Here is an 18,435-nt window from a genome sequence, read left to right as displayed (position 1 = left end):
TCCCGCGTAGCGCGGGTTTGCTGGAGATCCCCGCATCCGTGCGGGGCAACGCCGACATGACAGTCGGCGCAGATTCTTTACATTTTCGGCATGCCGCCGCCGGGCAACATACCACCCATGCCGCGCATCATCTTGGCCATTCCGCCCTTGGCGGAGAATTTCTTCATCATCTTCTGCATCTGCTTGTGCTGCTTGATCAAGCGACCGATGTCCTGCACCTGGGTGCCGGAACCCATGGCGATACGGCGTTTGCGCGAACCGCTGATCAGCTCAGGGTCGCGGCGCTCGGCCGGGGTCATGGAGTTGATGATGGCTTCCATCTGCTTGAACTGCTTTTCAGCAGCGCCCTGGGCATTGCCCATCTGCGCCAGGTTCACGCCACCGATGTTCGGCAGTTTGTCCATGAGGCCGCCAAGGCCGCCCATGCTCTTCATTTGTTGCAACTGGTCGCGGAAGTCTTCGAGGTCGAAGCCCTTGCCCTTCTTCAGCTTCTTGGCCAGTTTGTCGGCCTTGTCCTTGTCGAGGGTCTGTTCGGCCTGCTCGATCAGGCTGAGCACGTCGCCCATGCCAAGGATGCGCGAAGCGATACGCTCGGGGTGGAACGGCTCGAGCGCTTCGCTCTTCTCGCCCATACCGATGAACTTGATCGGCTTGCCGGTGATGGCGCGTACCGACAGCGCGGCACCGCCACGGGCGTCACCGTCGACCTTGGTCAGGATCACGCCGGTCAGCGGCAACGCATCACCGAATGCCTTGGCGGTGTTGGCCGCATCCTGGCCGGTCATGGCATCAACCACGAACAGGGTTTCCACCGGGTTGATCGCGGCATGCAGCGCCTTGATCTCGCCCATCATCTCTTCATCGATGTGCAGGCGACCGGCGGTATCGACGATGACCACGTCGATGAATTTCAGTTTTGCTTCTTTAATAGCCGCCTGGGCGATGTCGACCGGCTTCTGGCTCAGGTCGGACGGGAAGAACGTCACGCCAATGTCGTTGGCCAGGGTTTCCAGTTGCTTGATCGCCGCCGGACGGTAGATGTCCGCCGACACCACCATCACCGACTTCTTCTTGCGCTCTTTAAGGAAGCGCGCCAGCTTGCCGGCTGTCGTGGTCTTGCCCGCGCCCTGCAGGCCGGCCATCAGCACCACCGCTGGCGGTACGGCACTCAGGTTCAGGTCTTCGTTGGCGGCGCCCATCAGGCTTTCGAGTTCGGCCTGGACGATCTTCACGAACGCCTGGCCCGGTGTCAGGCTGCGCGACACTTCGGTGCCGACGGCGCGTTCCTTGACCGAATTGACGAAATCCTTGACCACCGGCAGGGCGACGTCGGCTTCGAGCAACGCCATGCGCACTTCGCGCAGGGTGTCTTTGATGTTGTCCTCGGTCAGTTTCGCCTTGCCGGTGACATGGCGCAGCGTCTGCGAGAGACGGTCGGTTAGGTTTTCAAACATGCGCGATCCTTTCAGGCCCAGATGAGACCGGGATAATGGCGGCCCAGACCGTGAAAAATGTGCTCGGCGAGCCTGCGGCGTGGGCAGGTCGCGGATTATAGCGAAGAAGCGGGCAACGTACACCTTACTGTCAGTTGCGGTGGTCTTTCGTGCGGAGGGGGTTCTATGCCAAACTCAGCGCCTTTCGGGCTTGCCTAACAGGATTTATGCTCCCCTTGTCACCCAGCTTGCTTGCCACGCTCGCCGCCGCTTGCCTTTATGCCGCTGCGACCCTCTATCAAGGCACCCGCCTGGCCACCGGCGCCAAGGCGAACAAACGCCTGTTGGTCACGCTTGGCGTGCTGGCGGTGCTCGGCCACGCGATTAGCCTTTATACCCACCTGATGACGCCGATTGGCCTGGGCCTGGACTTTTTCAATGCCGCCAGCCTGATCGCCGTCGCCGTGATCGGTCTGACGCTGCTGGCCTGCTCGCGCATTCCGGTGGAAAACCTGCTGGTGCTGCTGTTCCCGCTGGGGCTGGCCACGGTGCTGCTGGCGCAGTTCGCGCCGTCGGGCACGGTGCAGATCATCGACGAAGAACCGGGCATCCTTGCCCACATCCTGCTGTCGATACTCGCCTATGGCCTGTTCACCATCGCGGTATTCCAAGCCTTGCTGCTACTGGTGCAGGACCACCAGCTCAAGCACAAGCACCCGTCCGGACTGATCCGCAACTTCCCGCCGCTGCAAACCATGGAGAGCCTGCTGTTCGGTTTCCTCTGGGCCGGCTGGAGCCTGCTGTCGCTGTCGCTGATCTCCGGCTGGTTGTTCGTCGAGAACCTGTTCGCCCAGCACCTGGTACACAAGACCCTGCTCGCCTGCCTGGCGTGGGTCGTGTTCAGCGTGCTGCTGTGGGGCCGCAACCGCCTCGGCTGGCGCGGCCACAAGGCAATCCGCTGGACCCTGGCCGGTTTCTGCCTGCTGATGCTTGCGTACTTCGGCAGCAAGCTGGTCCGCGAATACATCCTGCATGTGTGACGGACGGCGCTGATGGATACGTTGCCCGTGGCGCCGCTGTTTGCCGTGCTGGTGGTGCTGATCCTCTGGTCGGCCCTGTTCACCGCCATCGAAGCCGCCCAGCAGCACCTACTGACCCAACGCACGGCCTCACGCGCCAGTGACAAACCGCTGGCAACGCTGACATTCCCGCTGGCCAGCCTGATCCTGTGCAATACCCTCTGCCGCACCCTGGCCGTGGTCATCGGCACCTTGCTGGCGATCTTTACCTGGCTGGAAAACGGCCCTTGGGTAGCCTGGCTCGGCAGCGGCGCGGCCCTGCTGGTGTTCGCCGACTACCTGCCGCGCACCTTGGCCACCCGCCAACCCGAAGCGGTGCTGGCGCTGGGCAACGCCTTGCTGGGCATACCGTTGAAGATCCTCTATCCGTTTGCCTGGCTGTTGAATGGTGCCAGCCAATTGTTGCTGCGCCCCTTTGCGCGCAAAGCCAGCATGGTGCAACAGAGCGACGACGAAATGCCCGCGCCACCGCGCAGCGAGCAGGAACCAGAGCACAGCAGCAGCCGGCTGCACCCGATTTCCGGCATCCACGCCCTGGACAACATCACCGTCAACGATATCCTCGTGCCCCGCAGCGAGGTCGATGGGATCAACCTCGACGACCCCATCGGCGAGATCATCGAACAGTTGCGCCTGAACCGGCGTACCCGCCTGCCGATGTTCCACAGCGACATCAACCAGGTCGAAGCGGTGCTCAACACGCGCCAGATCCGTCATTTGCTGGCGGACGCGAGCCTGACCAAGGAAGCGCTGCTGACCGCCTCCCACGAGCCCTACTTCGTCCCCGAAAGCACGCCACTGCAACTGCAATTGCTGAATTTCCACAAGCAGCAGCGGCGCCTGGGCATGGTGGTGGACGAATACGGCGAAGTGCTGGGCATCGTCACCCTGGAAGACATCCTCGAAGAAATCGTCGGCGAATTCGAGAGCGAGCACAGCCTCGACAACCCCCACGTCCACCCCCAGCCCGACGGTCGCCTGATGATCGATGGCGCGGCGTCGATCCGCGAATTGAACAGGACCCTGGGCTGGCACCTGCCTTGCGACGGCCCCAAGACCCTCAACGGGCTGGTGACCGAAGCCCTGGAAACCATCCCCGAAAGCCCGGTGTGCCTGAAGATCGGCCGTTATCGGCTGGAAATCATCGAAACCGTGGACAATCGCGTCAGCCAGGTGCTGGCGTGGCATAACAGTTCGGTGCCGGCGGTGCTCTAAACACCGCACCCGTGGCGAGGGAGCAAGCTCCCTCGCCACAAAAAGCTCATCGCCAGCGCCGATATTGTATGGCAGCACTCTTGTTGATTCGTTAGCCCCCTTCCTATACTCAATCCGCTTACCCAGCCCCGTCCGAACCCCGTGCTTACCCGCACCCAGCCGGTTCCGACCCGACCATCGGCAAAATCCGCACCGGTCCTGCGACTGTTCCTACCCGAAACAGCGAAAGGATACCCGCCCACATCCCTGGGTGTTCGACCATAATAATTCGCTCCAACGGAGCACATGACTGTCAGGGATAACCGCATGACGACCGCTACCTGCAACGAGGCTGTGTCTGCCCAGCCGACAAATTCGGCCACCCGCGTGGCCACCGCGAGTTTCATCGGCACCGCCATCGAGTTCTACGACTTCTACGTCTACGCCACGGCTGCGGCCCTGGTGATCGGGCCGGTATTCTTCCCGCAAACCTCAGGCACGGCACAGATGCTGTCGTCCTTCCTGACGTTCGGCATCGCCTTCCTCGCGCGCCCGCTGGGTTCTGCGCTGTTCGGTCACTTCGGCGACCGGATCGGGCGCAAGTCGACGCTGGTGGCATCCCTACTGCTGATGGGCGTGTGCACCACGCTCATCGGCGTGTTGCCCGGCTACGCCAGCATTGGCGCCTGGGCGCCGATCCTGCTGTGCGTGCTGCGTTTCGGCCAAGGCCTGGGGTTGGGCGGTGAATGGGGCGGGGCGGCGCTGCTCGCCACGGAGAACGCGCCCAAGGGTAAGCGTGCCTGGTTCGGCATGTTCCCCCAGCTGGGGCCCTCCATCGGCTTCCTGGCGGCCAACGGGCTGTTCCTGACCCTGGCCATGAGCCTGGACGACGAGCAGTTCCGCGCCTGGGGCTGGCGGATTCCGTTCCTGCTCAGTGCCGTGCTGGTGATCGTCGGCCTTTATGTGCGGCTCAAGCTCCACGAAACCCCGGTGTTCGCCAATGCCATGGCCCGTCAGGAGCGGGTGAAGGTGCCGTTGGTCGAGCTGTTCAGCCAGTACTGGGCGCCAACCTTGCTGGGCGCCGCGGCGATGGTGGTGTGTTACGCGCTGTTCTACATCTCGACAGTGTTTTCCCTGAGCTACGGCGTGTCCACCCTCGGCTACAGCCGCGAGACCTTCCTGGGCCTGCTGTGCTTTGCCGTGCTGTTCATGGCCGCCGCTACGCCCCTGTCGGCCTGGGCCAGCGACCGCTACGGCCGCAAACCCATATTGATCCTCGGTGGTGTACTGGCGATTGCCTCGGGTTTCCTCATGGAGCCGTTGCTGACCCACGGTTCCACTGGCGGCGTGGCGCTGTTCCTGTGCATCGAGCTGTTCCTGATGGGGGTGACCTTTGCCCCCATGGGCGCCTTGCTGCCGGAACTGTTTCCCACCCACGTGCGCTACACCGGTGCCTCGGCGGCCTACAACCTGGGCGGCATCGTCGGCGCCTCGGCCGCGCCGTTCTTCGCCCAGAAACTGGTGGCGATGGGCGGTTTGAGCTATGTCGGGGGCTATGTTTCAGCGGCCGCGCTGCTCAGCGTCATCGCCGTGCTGTGCCTGAAGGAGACGCGCCACAACGACTTGAACCGGGTCGCCTAGGCCCGGGGCCGTGGCGAGGGCTCCACGCCTCGCCACGGGAACCTGTCGCAAGCCTGAACGCCCGCCAATGAAATAACCACTAACAATCGCCCACCATTGAAACCACCCCCCACCTGCCCCATCTAAGACCCATACCCCATTGCGCAGGTGCCCCATGAGCGACCAGCACTCTACAGAAGCCACTCACGATTACGCTGACTCCGAACACATCGAACACACCTCTTCCGGCACCGGCCTGGCCCTGCCTGGCCAGAATTTGCCAGACAAGGTCTACATCATCCCGATCCACAATCGTCCGTTCTTCCCGGCCCAGGTGTTGCCGGTCATCGTCAACGAAGAACCGTGGGCCGAGACCCTGGAGCTGGTGGCCAAGTCCGACCATCACTCCCTGGCGCTGTTCTTCATGGACTCGCCCCAGGAAGATCCACGCCATTTCGACACCTCGAAACTGCCGCTGTACGGCACGCTGGTGAAGGTGCACCACGCCAGCCGGGAAGGCGGCAAACTGCAATTCGTCGCCCAGGGCCTGACCCGCGTGCGCATCCGCACCTGGCTCAAGCACCATCGCCCACCGTACCTGGTGGAAGTCGAATACCCGCACCAGCCGAGCGAGCCGACCGACGAGGTCAAGGCCTACGGCATGGCGCTGATCAACGCGATCAAGGAACTGCTGCCGCTCAACCCGCTGTACAGCGAAGAGTTGAAGAACTACCTCAACCGCTTCAGCCCCAACGACCCTTCGCCGCTGACCGACTTTGCCGCCGCGCTGACCTCCGCCACCGGCAACGAACTGCAGGAAGTACTCGACTGCGTGCCCATGCTCAAGCGCATGGAAAAAGTCCTGCCGATGCTGCGCAAGGAAGTCGAAGTGGCGCGGTTGCAGAAAGAGATTTCCGCCGAGGTCAACAACAAGATCGGCGAACATCAGCGCCAGTTCTTCCTCAAGGAGCAGCTCAAGGTCATCCAGCAGGAGCTGGGTCTGACCAAGGACGACCGCAGCGCCGATATCGAACAGTTCGAGCAGCGGCTCGAAGGCAAGGTGCTGCCGGCCCAGGCGCAGAAACGCATCGAAGAGGAAATGAACAAACTTTCGATCCTGGAAACCGGCTCCCCGGAATATGCCGTCACCCGCAATTACCTGGATTGGGCGACCTCGGTGCCGTGGGGCGTGTTTGGCCAGGACAAGCTTGACCTCAAGCACGCGCGCAAGGTGCTCGACCAGCACCACGCCGGCCTGGACGACATCAAGGACCGCATCCTGGAGTTCCTCGCCGTCGGCGCCTACAAAGGCGAGATCAGCGGTTCCATCGTGCTGCTGGTGGGCCCGCCGGGCGTGGGCAAGACCAGCGTCGGCAAATCCATCGCCGAGTCCCTGGGGCGACCGTTCTACCGTTTCAGCCTCGGCGGCATGCGTGATGAAGCCGAGATCAAGGGGCATCGACGCACCTACATCGGCGCCCAGCCGGGCAAGCTGGTGCAGGCACTGAAAGACGTCGAAGTGATGAACCCGGTGATCATGCTCGACGAGATCGACAAGATGGGCCAGAGCTACCAGGGCGACCCGGCCTCGGCCTTGCTGGAGACCCTCGATCCGGAACAGAACGTCGAATTCCTCGACCACTATCTGGACCTGCGCCTGGACCTGTCGAAAGTGCTCTTCGTCTGCACCGCCAACACTCTGGACTCGATCCCCGGCCCGCTGCTGGACCGGATGGAAGTGATCCGCCTGTCGGGCTACATCACCGAAGAAAAAGTCGCCATCGCCAAGCGTCACTTGTGGCCCAAGCAACTGGCCAAGGCCGGCGTGTCCAAGGGCAGCCTGAGCATCAACGACAGCGCCCTCAAGGCGCTGATCGACGGCTATGCCCGTGAGGCTGGGGTGCGACAGCTGGAGAAACAGCTGGGCAAACTGGTGCGCAAGGCGGTGATGAAGCTGATCGACGACCCCAAGGCCGTGATCAAGCTCGGGCCGAAGGACCTCGAGGCCTCTCTGGGCAAACCGGTATTCCGCAACGAGCAGGTGTTGTCCGGCGTCGGCGTGATCACTGGCCTGGCCTGGACCAGCATGGGCGGCGCGACCTTGCCGATCGAAGCGACGCGCATCCACACCCTCAATCGCGGCTTCAAGCTGACCGGGCAACTGGGGGACGTGATGAAGGAATCGGCGGAAATCGCCCACAGCTACGTCAGTTCGCACCTGAAGCAATTTGGTGGCGATCCGAAGTTCTTTGACGAGGCCTTCGTTCACCTGCACGTACCGGAAGGCGCCACGCCCAAGGACGGCCCGAGCGCCGGCGTGACCATGGCCAGCGCGTTGCTGTCCCTGGCCCGCAACCAGCCGCCGAAAAAAGGCGTAGCCATGACCGGCGAACTGACCCTCACCGGGCACGTCCTGCCGATAGGCGGGGTGCGCGAGAAGGTCATCGCGGCGCGCCGCCAGAAAATCAACGAGCTGATCCTGCCGGAAGCCAACCGGGGCAACTTCGAAGAACTGCCGGACTACCTCAAGGAAGGTGTCACGGTGCACTTTGCCAAGCGGTTTGCGGATGTGGCCAAGGTGTTGTTCTGATATTTCTCTAGCGCTTGTGCGGGCGCCATCGCGGGCAAGCCTTGCTCCCACAGGGTAAAATGTCGCTCACAGATTTTGTGTGCGACAAAGATCTATTGTGGGAGCAAGGCTTGCCCGCGATGACGGCATCAGCAACAACATATGCCCACCTGACACACCCAGTAGCATCTTCGGTTATGCTCGCCGTTCGTCGTAAATGCCGGAGCCGTTGCCCTTATGTCCCTCACTCGCTTGCTCGTCCCTCTCAGCCTCGCCCTGTTGAGCGCCTGCGCCACGCAAACCAGCAACAACGTGACCGTGGAAAAACTGAGCCAGTGCCCGGTAAGGCTCAATAACGGGCAGAACCTGATCCTGAGCCTGCCCAGCAACCCCAGCACCGGTTATCGCTGGGCGATCCAGGATTCGGCCGGTGGCGTGCTCAAAGGCTTGGGGCCGGAGGTTTATCGCAACCCGGAAGACGCCGGCATCGTCGGCGCCGCAGGTGTCTCGACCTGGCGCTTTCAGGCGTTCAGCGCCGGCACCGGGCGCTTGCGCCTGACTTATCAGCAGCCCTGGGCCCCGGAAGTACCGCCCGTGGAAACCTTCGACTGCGCCATTGCGGTGAACTGACCGTGGGCTGGCTGATCCTTGCACTGATGGGCGCAGCCACCTACCTGTACGGCCTGACCGTGCACGCCACGCTGTTGTGCCTGCTGGTCAAGCCCATGCCGGTCCTGGCCCTGCTCGGCTGGCTGCACGATGCGCCGCCCAGTGACTATCGGCGCTGGATCAGCCTCGGGCTGATTTTTTCGCTGGTGGGCGACGTGTTGCTGGCCTGGCCGGGGGATCTGTTCGTGTTCGGCCTTGGCGCGTTTCTGCTGGCGCACCTGGCCTACCTGAAAGCCTATCTCAGCGACTGCCACCGCCCGGCACTGCTGCCATTGGCCCTGGCCTTGGGCATCGGCGCGGTGCTGTTGGGGATCCTGGTGTCGAACGGCCTCGGGCCGTTGCTGGTGCCGGTGATTGTCTACGGCCTGGCCATCAGCGCCATGCTCTGGCGAGCGTTGGCGCGGCTGGGCACCGGCGTGCCGAAACGCTCGGCCTGGCTGGCCGCCGCCGGGGCGCTGGCCTTTGTATTCTCCGACAGCCTGATTGGCATCAACCGGTTCGTGCAGCCCTTCCATGCCGCGCCTTACCTGATCATCGTCAGTTATTGGCTGGGCCAGTGGGGGATTACGGCGTCGGCGTTCCCCCAAAAGCCACACTGAACAAAGATTAATGTGGGAGCAAGGATCTGTGGGAGCAAGGCTTGCCCGCGATGAAGGCACCGCGGTCTATAGCAAGACCGCATTATCGTTCATCGCGGGCAAGCCTTGCTCCCACAGAGCCCTACTCCCACAAAACCTTACTCCTACAAAGCCTTGCTCCCACAAAGCTCGCTCCCACAGGTTTTTTGGTTAAAATGCCGGCCTTTTCACCACCCATGCCGCTGGAACCGCCGTGAGTAAAGACCCCGATCGCCTATTCGCCCAACCCCTGGCCCAAGTGCCGGACTTCGCCTTCAACGAGGACGTGGTGCGGGTGTTTCCGGACATGATCAAGCGCTCGGTGCCAGGTTACCCGACCATTGTCGAAAACCTCGGCGTGCTCGCCGCGCAATTCGCCCAGCCGGGCAGCGTGCTCTACGACCTGGGCTCGTCCCTGGGCGCCGTGACCCAGGCCCTGCGCCGTCACGTGCGCACCGACGGTTGCCGGGTAATCGCTGTGGATAACTCGGCGGCCATGGTCGAGCGCTGCCGCGAATACCTCAACGGCCAGGACTCGATGTTCCAGGAGCTGCTGCCGGTGGAAGTGATCGAAGGCGACATCCTCGCCCTGACGTTCCAGCCGGCCTCGGTGGTGGCACTGAACTTCACCCTGCAATTCATCGCGCCAGACCAGCGCACCGCATTGTTGAGCCGCATCCGCCAGTCCCTGCTACCCGGCGGTGCCCTGATCCTGTCGGAAAAATTGCGGTTCAACGATGCCGAGGAACACGCCCTGCTCACCGACCTGCACGTGGCGTTCAAGCGCGCCAACGGCTACAGCGAGCTGGAAATTGCCCAGAAACGCAGCGCCATCGAAAACGTCATGAAGCCCGACAGCCTCGAGGAACACCGCGAACGCCTGCTGGCGGCCGGGTTCTCGAAAGTCGTGCCGTGGTTCCAGTGTCTTAACTTCGCCTCGTTGATTGCCCTGCCATGATTGATCTGTCCCCCCTCGCCCGCCATCTGGCCGGCACGCCCCTGGCCGGTTGGGCCGCGACACTGCAGACGCAACTCGACAGCAAGATGGAAAAGGGCCATGGCGATCTGGAGCGTTGGCAAAGCGCGCTCGATGCGCTGCCGGCCCTGCAACCCACCACGGTCGACCTGCTGAATGGTCTGACGCTGGACACCGATTGTTCCGACGAAACCCGTGCGCAAATGCGTACTGCGTTGATGGGCCTGTCGCCATGGCGCAAAGGCCCTTTCGACCTGTTTGGCGTGCACGTGAACACCGAATGGCGCTCGGACTGGAAGTGGTCACGGGTGGCCCCGCACCTGGACCTGAAAGGCAAGCGCATCCTCGATGTGGGCTGCGGCAACGGCTACTACATGTGGCGGATGCTCGGCGCCGGGGCTGACACGGTGATCGGCGTCGACCCCAATTGGCTGTTCTTCTGCCAGTTCCAGGCGGTGCAGCGCTACCTGTCGCAGCCCAACGCCTGGCATTTGCCGTTCCCCTTCGAAGCCCTGCCAGCGGAGCTGGAAGGCTTCGACACGGTATTCTCCATGGGCGTGTTCTACCACCGGCGCTCACCGATCGAGCACCTGCTGGCCTTGAAGGACTGCCTGGTCAAGGGCGGCGAACTGGTGCTGGAAACCCTGGTGATCGAGGGCGACGAACACCAGGTGCTGGTGCCCGAGGACCGCTACGCGCAGATGCGTAACGTATGGTTCCTGCCGTCGGTCCCGGCCCTGGAGCGCTGGCTGCGCCGCGCCGGGTTCAGCGACGTGCGTTGCGTGGACGTGAGCCTGACCACCGTAGAGGAACAGCGCAGCACCGAGTGGATGAAGTATCAGTCGCTGAGCGACTTCCTCGACCCCGCCGACCACAGCAAAACCATCGAAGGGCTGCCGGCGCCGATGCGGGCGGTGATTGTGGCGCGTAAGTAAATCGCCCAAGCTGAATCGCCCATTCACCACAAAACTCCACTGTGGGAGCGAGCCCTTGTGGGAGCAAGGCTTGCCCGCGATGGAGGCACCGCGGTCTATAGCAAGGCCGCGTTATCGTTCATCGCGGGCAAGCCTTGCTCCCACAGAGGTTCACTCCCACAGGGGGACGGTGTCAGTCTGAAGGCTTGGCTCTTCGGGCCTTGAAGAACTCACTCAGCACGGTGCTGCACTCCTCGGCCAACACCCCGCCCTCGTACATCACCCGATGGTTCAGGAAACCCTGGCTGAAAAACTGCCCCTGGCTCTGCACGATGCCGGCCTTGGGCTCCAGGGCGCCGTAGACGACCCGGGCGATACGCGAATGGACGATCAGGCCAGCGCACATGCTGCATGGCTCCAACGTCACATACAACGTGCTGCCGGGCAGGCGATAGTTGCTCACCGCCTGGGCGGCGGCGCGGATGGCGACCATTTCCGCGTGGGCACTGGGGTCGTGGCCGCTGATCGGGCAGTTGAAACCGCGTCCGATGATCTCGCCGTCCTGCACCAGCACCGCGCCCACGGGCACTTCGCCCAGGGCGGCGCCTTGTGCGGCGAGGGCCAGGGCTTCGCGCATGAAGTCCTGGTCACGGCTGCGGTCGATGATCCTGGCAGGGCGAATCTGGCGCATCAAGCCACCTCGATGGCGGCCATCAGGCCGGTTTCCATGTGGTCGATCACATGGCAGTGGAACATCCATACGCCTGGATTATCCGCCACCAGCGCCACCTGCGCCCGCTCGTTCTTGCCCAGCAGGTAAGTGTCGGTGAAATACGGCACGACCTTGTGCCGGTTCGATGCGATCACCTTGAAGCTCATGCCGTGCAAATGGATCGGGTGCTGGTACTGGGTCATGTTCTTCAATTCGAAAATGTAGCTCTGGCCTTTCTTCAGCGTGGCGATCGGCCGGTCGGCGCAGGTTTTGTCAGTGATGTCCCAGGCCTTGCCGTTGATCTGCCACAGGCTCGGCGGCTTGCCATTGTCGACGTTGACCGACACCGAGCCAACCCATTCGAAATTGAAGTTGAGTTTTTCGGCATTGACCAGGTCCGGCTCCGACACCGGATTGGGCGGCAGCGCCGGCGGCCATTGGCTCGGCGCGTCACTGTTAGGCACCGAACGCAAAGTCCCCAGGCGCACCGGGCCATTGCGCAACGACAACTCTTCGCCGGCTGGCGGTGCCTTGATCGCCAGGCAAATGCGCATGCCCGGGCCAAGCCAGTATTCCTTGCCCAACGGGCGCGGTTCGATGGGGTTGCCGTCCAGCGCATAGATCTGCGCTTCAACGCCTGGGATGTTGATGCGATACGTCAGGGTGTTGTCCAGGTTGAGCAAGCGCACCCGGGTGATCTGCCCGGCCGGCAGGTCAATCACCGCTTGCGCCACGCCGTTGATGGTCGCCAGCCGCCCGGCCGTGCCGCCACGCGCCGCTTCACGGGGAATGCTGAACGCGACGAACTCGCCCTGCTCGTCCACATGCCAGCTCTTGAGGCTCAGGGTCTGCTCGTATTTGAAGCCGGTGGGCTCACGCTCTTCGATGATCAACGGCCCCACCAGTCCACGCCCGAGCTCTTCGCTGCTGTTGACGTGAGGGTGATACCAATAGCTGCCGGCGTCTGGCACGCGGAACTTGTAATCGAAATACTCGCCCGGCAGCACCGGCAATTGCGAGACATACGGCACACCGTCCATCTCCAGCGGCAAACGGATCCCGTGCCAATGAATGGTGGTGGCGACCGGCAGGTGATTGATGAAGCGTACCCGCAACCATTCGCCCTGGCGCACCCGCAGCTCGGTGCCCGGCGCCGAGGGACCAAACGCCCAGGCCTGGGTCTTGTGCCCGGCCATCAGTTCGACGTCCAGGGGCGCGGCGATCAATTCATAGTCGTGACCGGCCTCGGCATCGGCGCGCTTGCCCAACCAGTACCGCGACGCACCTCCCGCACCCACGCCAACGACAACAAGACCGGCCAGGCCACCGAGTATTTGGCGACGGGTAAAGGACATGAACGCAACCACCTATTGAATCTGCGGCGAACCGTTGGGCCCGCAAAAGGCGAATACGATACACCCGCAGATGAGAAACGGTAAGGAAAGCAAGATGAAAAAAACGTGTGGTGGTTATTCCCAACGTTTTCCCGATAGGAGAATGAATCGAACGGTCAGCGTGCTTTTGCACCGCGTGGCGTAAAAAAAGCCGAGCGACTACTCGCTCACCCGCTCCAGCCAGGCCTTGTGCGCAGCACTTGTATCGTCGGGCAAGTTGCTCAGGTAAGCGTGTAGCTCTGCTTGCATACCGAACACCTTCCATATCAACGGCGCCAAGCGCGATGCAGGGTTGCCCGCCTGCTCCAACTCGCGCAGCCACTGCAGGCTGCGCTCTTTGTATTCGGCGAGTACGTCCGACTGGTAATCGTGGGCCTTGCCCAACCCGGAGATGTACATCAGCTTGGCGACTTCCACCGTGGGCCAATGAAGAGCCATGTTGAGCGGCCAGTCGAGCATGGCACGCTCACCCCACATCGCGGATTTAGGCATGCGCCCGTTCGCCAGCAGCGTCAACATGAAGGCCTGGCCCAGCTCGGTCAGGTAGACCGGCAGGGCTTCGGCGGTGGGATGCAGGTAGAACGAATCCACGGGCGTCTCGCGCCTCAGGCCAATGCGGGCAAGCAAACGCTGCTCAAGGTCGAGTACCAGAGCACCGATGCCGGCCTTCGCCGCGCTGCCGCTTTCGGTAGTTTGCCTGGTGCGAGTCGCGCAGTCCCAGAGGCTCAGGGAAAGCTGCCATTGGGCTTGATCACCTTCACCCGAACAGCCGATCTCGCCGGTGATGAAGGACTTCATCGTCGGCGGCACGATATCGAAAAGCGCTTGGCCGTCGGCTTCACCCCCCGATAGCACCGGGCCACCGCCTTCCACGATTTGGATATAACAAGTGCCTACATGGTCGCTCCAGTAGTGCACGGCTTCGGCCAGGTAGAGAGGAATCGCACGCGAGAAGCGTCCCAGTTCATCCTCCCGTTGCGATTCGGCGCGCTCTGCCCCGTCTGTGCTTTTGGACAGCGCGAAGAAACCGATTTGAGATGCTCCTTCCGGCTTCTGCGCGAAGAACCAATCGGCGTTGCGCAAACCGTAGTGCCAGATCGGCTGGCTCAATGCCAACGTCGCGAACTGCAGGCTTTCAGGATCCACCGGCACGCCTTGGGCGTCCTGCTTGTGCATTTGCTGGAAGGCTTGGGCAAATTGGTCGAGTTGGCTTTTGATCGGCGCAAAACCCAGGGCATACAGGCGAGCGAGCAGCGCCTCGCCTTCGGCCGCTTGGCCAAGTTCCTGATAGGCGCGCAGCAAGTTGATACCGGCCATGGGGTCGTGTTTGTGCTCATCGTAGATGGGCTCGACCAGCTCGATGATCAGTGGAATCTGGCCGTTGTTACCCAAGTCGCCCGAGATCATCATCAGCGCGCTGCCGTCGAACGTACCCGCCGTCAGCACCTGCGTGTAAAACCCGCGTGCCGATTCGACGTCCTTCTGTTCCAGGCAATGACGCGCCAACCACAAGGGCGCACGCCAACTGCCGGGCAATGCAGCCACGGTACGCAGCGCCTCGAGATAGCCCGCCTCGCCGGCCTTTTCCCGCTGAAGGGCCGCCCACCACAACAGGCCATTCTCTTGATTCGGATCGGCTTGGATCGCGTGCCAAAGCGTTTCATCGGCAAGCGCCTGCTCGCCGCGCTCGCTGAAGACCTTGGCCAGGTTGGTCAGCAAGGTGCCTGTCGCGCCCACTTTCGCCATCCCGGTGCGCAGCGCGTTTTCGGCGGCATCGAGCTGGCCGTTCTCCAGCAGCACAATGCCCTGGATGACATGACTGCGCTCGGGGTTGCTGTCGATCTCGACCAGTTGCGCCGCGGCCGGAATCAAGTCAGCGACAAAACCATCATTCAAACCCGAGATGATCAGGCTGTAGAGTTCGTCGGCAGAATTCCATTTCTCTCGCAGGTTTGGCAGGAAGACGTTGTTACGCCACTCGTTGCGGGTGATCTGCATCTCACGACCGTAGCTGTCGTAGACCGTGATCAATTCACCCTCGTCCGGCTGGGGCGGCGGCGCATCAGCGTGCGCGGAAGAAACCGGTGTCGACGTGCTGGATTTCTTGCCGCTCAGAGCGGACAGGATGCGTTTGAACATAAGGGCAGTGACACCGTTTCTGAGTTTGTCGGCACGGTGTTCTTGGGATGGAAGTTTGCAGTCTTCTTGTGAGCGGCCGACAGCTTTGCGCATTCACGTGCAGAGAGCGACGGACAAACGTGGACAAGCCAAGAGCAACGATGGGGAAGTTGGCATTTAAGCACAATTTGAAACCCGACTTTGCGCAGAGCCTGGGCGTTGATCGTTCCCCCGTGGCGAGGGGATTTATCCCCGTTGGGCTGCGCAGCAGCCCCAGAACCGTCATCGCGGTGAGCCAGCTTCGGTTCAGCCTTGCAAGCCGGTGATCAGATGCACCACACCGTTGTCCAGCGTCATCACGCCTGCCACACCGGCGGCGCTCAACCCGGCCCGATCGATCCGCGCCATGTCCCGCAGTTCCACCCGCAGCCGCGTCAACGCCACGGGCTGATGGGACTTGAGGTTTTCCGCACCGCCCAACGCGGCAATGATGGCCGGTGCCAGTCCATCTACCGAGGCCGGTCGCTTGGGTTCTTCCGGTACCAGGTCCGGGGTCAGGGCTTTCCAGAATGCCTGTTGCAGTTTGTCGAACATGTTCAATGCTCCATAGCCAGCGTGGCCGGGGTGGCCGTGGATGAGTGAGTACGCAGGAGATCACGCACCTGCTCGGCGCTTTCCTGGCCCAAGGCCTGTTGAGCCAGCGTGCGGCACTCGCTCAGGTTCCATTCACGCACGCTGGCCTTGATCGCCGGAATCAGCGGCACACTGACCGATAGCTCATCCACGCCCAACCCCAGCAACACCGGCACCGCCAGGGGTTCCGATGCCAGCGCACCACACACCCCGACCCATTTGCCATGGGCACGGGCGGCCTCGACCGTACGGGCGATCAGGCGCAACACCGAGGGATGCAGGCTGTCGGCCTGGCTGGCCAGGCGGGGGTGGTCACGGTCCATGGCCAGGGCGTATTGGGTCAGGTCGTTGGTGCCGATGGAGAAGAAATCCACTTCTGGGGCGAACAGGTCGGCCATCAGCGCCGCCGCCGGCACTTCGATCATGATGCCCAGCTTCGGCGCCTGCTCGAGTCCCAGGTGGCGGACCTCTTCGTCCAGCATTTGCCGCGCCAGGCGCAGCTCCGCCAGTTGCGTGACCATGGGCAGCATGATGTGCAGCCGCGCCAGCCCCGAACAGGCGAGAATGGCCCGGAACTGTTCACGCAACAACTGGGGGCGCTCCAGGCACAGGCGAATACCGCGCATGCCGAGGAACGGATTGGCCTCATGAGCCATCGGCACATAGGCCAGCGGCTTGTCCCCGCCCACGTCCAGGGTACGTACCACCAGATTGCGCTCCGGCCCCAGGGCCCGGGCGACGGCGCTGTACAGGGCCGCTTGCTCGTCATGGCCAGGTGGGTGCGCGCGATCCAGGTAAAGCAGCTCGGAGCGCAACAGCCCGACACCTTCACCGCCCAGGCTCATGGCCTGCTCCACGTCCCGCAGCGACCCGACATTGGCACTGACCTCGACTCGATGGCCGTCAAGGGTACGCGCCGCCTGGGCCGATTGTTCGAGGTCACGCTGATGCCGCTGGCGCTGCCGCTCACGAGTGGCCTGGAGTTGCTCGACCAGGGCTTGATCCGGATTCACGTGCAGTTCGCCGTTGTCGGCATCCAGCAACACCCGGGTGCCGTTTTCCAGGGCCAGCACCGGGTGCGCCACGCCACACAGCGAGGGCAGGCCCAGCGCACGGGCGAGGATCGCGACATGGCTGGTGGCGCCACCACCCACGGTGACGAAACCGGCGATGCGTGAAGTGTCGAGGCTGGCGGTCTGGGAGGGCGTCAGTTGCTCGGCCACCAGGATCGACCGTTCAGGCAGGTTCCAGGCGTTGTCCTGAACCCCCAGGATCAGCTTGAGCACCCGTTGCCCGACATCGGCCAGGTCCGCTGCGCGCTCGGCCAGCAAAGCGCTGCCCAATTGCTGGAACAGCGCAGCGCTCGCCTCGGTAGCGGTCCTCCAGGCGAATGCCGCGCTCTTGCCCTCGGTGATCAAGGCTTGGGCCTGATCCAGCAAGGTGGGGTCTTCCAGCAACTCTTGATGGGCGCGAAAAATCTGCGCCTGGACACTGCCCGCCGCTTCGTCCTGCAACGCCTTCAAGGCTTGCGTCGCTTGCTCCAGCCCTTGATCCAGGGCGGCCTGCTCAACCTCGACGCCGGCCCCCGCCTCCTCGATCGTCAACACCTGGGAGGCGACCTGGACCACCTCACCAAACGCCGAACCGGGCGACGCACAGACACCCCGCAGCCGACCAGGCATCGACGGCTCGACGGTGACGGTCGGCACCGATGTCCGTGGCGCTTGCACCGTCTCGCCGCAGCCCGACAACAGCAATTGTTCCAACGCTTCGATGGCCTGTCCGGCCTGAGGGCCGGCGGCGCTGATCTGCACACTGTCGCCCTTGGCCGTCTGCAACGCCATGATCGCGACCAGTGATTTGCCGTTGGCGCCGGCTTGCTGCTTATGCAGTTGGATATGGGCATCAAACCCCTTGGCCGCCTGGGCGAACACCGCGGCAGGACGGGCATGCAGGCCACTTTCATTGGGCACGATCAGCGGTTTGGAAAACAGCACCGAGCCCTGCTGCGCCTCGTCGACTGGCCCTTGTTCCGTCGGGCACACACGCAACAACGGAGCACCACTCTCGATACAGCTCGACCCGTCCCCGAGCAGGCTGAAGGATTCGCCGCTGATCACCAGCATCAGCGTCAACAGACTGCGCGCATGCAGGGCGATGTAGTCGGCATCGAAATCGATCAGCGGCTGGCCGGCCTCGACCCGTTGCCCCATGGTCACCCGCGAGGTGAACCCCTTGCCCGCCAGATTGACCGTGTCCAGGCCAATGTGCATCAGCACCTGGACGCCGTTGTCAGCGGTGACACTCACCGCATGGGCGCTGTCCTGAAGCGTGCCGATGACACCGGACAGGGGTGCGCAAAGGGTCTGCGAGGTCGGATCGATGCAGATGCCATCCCCCACTACTCGGCTGGAGAAGACTGGATCCGGCACGCTGTCCAAGGGCATCAAGACCCCGGACAGCGGTGCGAGCAATTGCAAAGGTTGCGTTGTGTTCATGAGACTTCA

General features: G+C 62.9%; 14 protein-coding genes. 8 read left to right on the top strand and 6 right to left on the bottom strand.

What is annotated here, in order from left to right; all coding sequences use genetic code 11:
• Window positions 1–77: 77 nt before the first annotated feature.
• Entirely contained in the window at window positions 78–1,454 is a 1,377-nt protein-coding gene (ffh, locus tag HU749_RS06185; RefSeq protein WP_046063931.1) for a signal recognition particle protein, read from the bottom strand.
• Window positions 1,455–1,660: 206 nt separating this feature from the next.
• On the opposite strand from ffh, the gene HU749_RS06180 reads away from it, so the two are divergent.
• The 8 genes from HU749_RS06180 (at window position 1,661) to cmoB (ending at window position 11,092) form a co-directional block, all read left to right on the top strand.
• On the top strand, window positions 1,661–2,473 hold the full coding sequence (locus HU749_RS06180) for a cytochrome C assembly family protein (protein WP_041475750.1): 813 nt from the start codon (window positions 1,661–1,663) through the stop codon (window positions 2,471–2,473).
• Between the two features lie 12 nt (window positions 2,474–2,485).
• Window positions 2,486–3,727, top strand: coding sequence for a transporter associated domain-containing protein (locus HU749_RS06175; RefSeq protein ID WP_186649990.1), 1,242 nt, complete (start codon window positions 2,486–2,488; stop codon window positions 3,725–3,727).
• A 306-nt stretch (window positions 3,728–4,033) separates the two neighbouring features.
• Entirely contained in the window at window positions 4,034–5,347 is a 1,314-nt protein-coding gene (locus HU749_RS06170; protein WP_041475749.1) for an MFS transporter, read from the top strand.
• Between the two features lie 154 nt (window positions 5,348–5,501).
• Window positions 5,502–7,916, top strand: coding sequence for an endopeptidase La (gene lon / locus HU749_RS06165; protein ID WP_095963310.1), 2,415 nt, complete (start codon window positions 5,502–5,504; stop codon window positions 7,914–7,916).
• A gap of 216 nt (window positions 7,917–8,132) precedes the next feature.
• Window positions 8,133–8,525, top strand: coding sequence for a protease inhibitor I42 family protein (locus HU749_RS06160; RefSeq protein ID WP_014336724.1), 393 nt, complete (start codon window positions 8,133–8,135; stop codon window positions 8,523–8,525).
• Between the two features lie 2 nt (window positions 8,526–8,527).
• Window positions 8,528–9,163 (top strand): lysoplasmalogenase, encoded by a 636-nt coding sequence (locus tag HU749_RS06155; RefSeq protein WP_095962824.1) that lies wholly within the window; start codon window positions 8,528–8,530, stop codon window positions 9,161–9,163.
• A gap of 232 nt (window positions 9,164–9,395) precedes the next feature.
• The gene (gene cmoA, locus HU749_RS06150; protein WP_018611163.1) at window positions 9,396–10,139 is read left to right on the top strand and encodes a carboxy-S-adenosyl-L-methionine synthase CmoA; all 744 of its coding nucleotides are present in this window, start codon (window positions 9,396–9,398) and stop codon (window positions 10,137–10,139) included.
• Window positions 10,136–11,092, top strand: coding sequence for a tRNA 5-methoxyuridine(34)/uridine 5-oxyacetic acid(34) synthase CmoB (cmoB, locus tag HU749_RS06145; protein WP_186649993.1), 957 nt, complete (start codon window positions 10,136–10,138; stop codon window positions 11,090–11,092). The genes cmoA and cmoB overlap by 4 nt, the downstream gene beginning before the upstream one ends.
• 172 nt (window positions 11,093–11,264) lie before the next feature.
• On the opposite strand, the gene tadA is transcribed toward cmoB, so the two are convergent.
• From tadA to ptsP, 5 genes are all read right to left on the bottom strand, one after another.
• On the bottom strand, window positions 11,265–11,762 hold the full coding sequence (gene tadA, locus HU749_RS06140; protein ID WP_003198069.1) for a tRNA adenosine(34) deaminase TadA: 498 nt from the start codon (window positions 11,760–11,762) through the stop codon (window positions 11,265–11,267).
• Window positions 11,762–13,138 (bottom strand): multicopper oxidase family protein, encoded by a 1,377-nt coding sequence (locus HU749_RS06135; protein WP_186649995.1) that lies wholly within the window; start codon window positions 13,136–13,138, stop codon window positions 11,762–11,764. The genes tadA and HU749_RS06135 overlap by 1 nt, the downstream gene beginning before the upstream one ends.
• Window positions 13,139–13,336: 198 nt before the next feature.
• Window positions 13,337–15,316, bottom strand: coding sequence for a tetratricopeptide repeat protein (locus HU749_RS06130; RefSeq protein ID WP_186649997.1), 1,980 nt, complete (start codon window positions 15,314–15,316; stop codon window positions 13,337–13,339).
• Between the two features lie 285 nt (window positions 15,317–15,601).
• The gene (locus tag HU749_RS06125; RefSeq protein ID WP_186650000.1) at window positions 15,602–15,889 is read right to left on the bottom strand and encodes a PTS sugar transporter subunit IIB; all 288 of its coding nucleotides are present in this window, start codon (window positions 15,887–15,889) and stop codon (window positions 15,602–15,604) included.
• 2 nt (window positions 15,890–15,891) lie between these two features.
• A complete protein-coding gene (gene ptsP, locus HU749_RS06120; protein ID WP_186650003.1) occupies window positions 15,892–18,426 on the bottom strand; it encodes a phosphoenolpyruvate--protein phosphotransferase in 2,535 nt (844 codons plus the stop codon).
• Window positions 18,427–18,435: the final 9 nt, after the last annotated feature.

The sequence above is a fragment of the Pseudomonas ogarae genome, from assembly GCF_014268695.2.
In the GTDB taxonomy this organism is placed as follows: domain Bacteria; phylum Pseudomonadota; class Gammaproteobacteria; order Pseudomonadales; family Pseudomonadaceae; genus Aquipseudomonas; species Aquipseudomonas kilonensis.
Note: the sequence above shows the minus strand (reverse complement) of the source record. Positions and strands in the feature narration are given on the sequence as shown.

What these genes read in the sequence shown, in the direction of transcription:
- ffh (WP_046063931.1), bottom strand. Translation starts at nt 1,454, where the DNA reads ATGTTTGAAAACCTAACCGACCGTCTCTCGCAGACGCTGCGCCATGTC.
- HU749_RS06180 (WP_041475750.1), top strand. Translation starts at nt 1,661, where the DNA reads ATGCTCCCCTTGTCACCCAGCTTGCTTGCCACGCTCGCCGCCGCTTGC.
- HU749_RS06175 (WP_186649990.1), top strand. Translation starts at nt 2,486, where the DNA reads ATGGATACGTTGCCCGTGGCGCCGCTGTTTGCCGTGCTGGTGGTGCTG.
- HU749_RS06170 (WP_041475749.1), top strand. Translation starts at nt 4,034, where the DNA reads ATGACGACCGCTACCTGCAACGAGGCTGTGTCTGCCCAGCCGACAAAT.
- lon (WP_095963310.1), top strand. Translation starts at nt 5,502, where the DNA reads ATGAGCGACCAGCACTCTACAGAAGCCACTCACGATTACGCTGACTCC.
- HU749_RS06160 (WP_014336724.1), top strand. Translation starts at nt 8,133, where the DNA reads ATGTCCCTCACTCGCTTGCTCGTCCCTCTCAGCCTCGCCCTGTTGAGC.
- cmoB (WP_186649993.1), top strand. Translation starts at nt 10,136, where the DNA reads ATGATTGATCTGTCCCCCCTCGCCCGCCATCTGGCCGGCACGCCCCTG.
- tadA (WP_003198069.1), bottom strand. Translation starts at nt 11,762, where the DNA reads ATGCGCCAGATTCGCCCTGCCAGGATCATCGACCGCAGCCGTGACCAG.
- HU749_RS06135 (WP_186649995.1), bottom strand. Translation starts at nt 13,138, where the DNA reads ATGTCCTTTACCCGTCGCCAAATACTCGGTGGCCTGGCCGGTCTTGTT.
- HU749_RS06130 (WP_186649997.1), bottom strand. Translation starts at nt 15,316, where the DNA reads ATGTTCAAACGCATCCTGTCCGCTCTGAGCGGCAAGAAATCCAGCACG.
- HU749_RS06125 (WP_186650000.1), bottom strand. Translation starts at nt 15,889, where the DNA reads ATGTTCGACAAACTGCAACAGGCATTCTGGAAAGCCCTGACCCCGGAC.
- ptsP (WP_186650003.1), bottom strand. Translation starts at nt 18,426, where the DNA reads ATGAACACAACGCAACCTTTGCAATTGCTCGCACCGCTGTCCGGGGTC.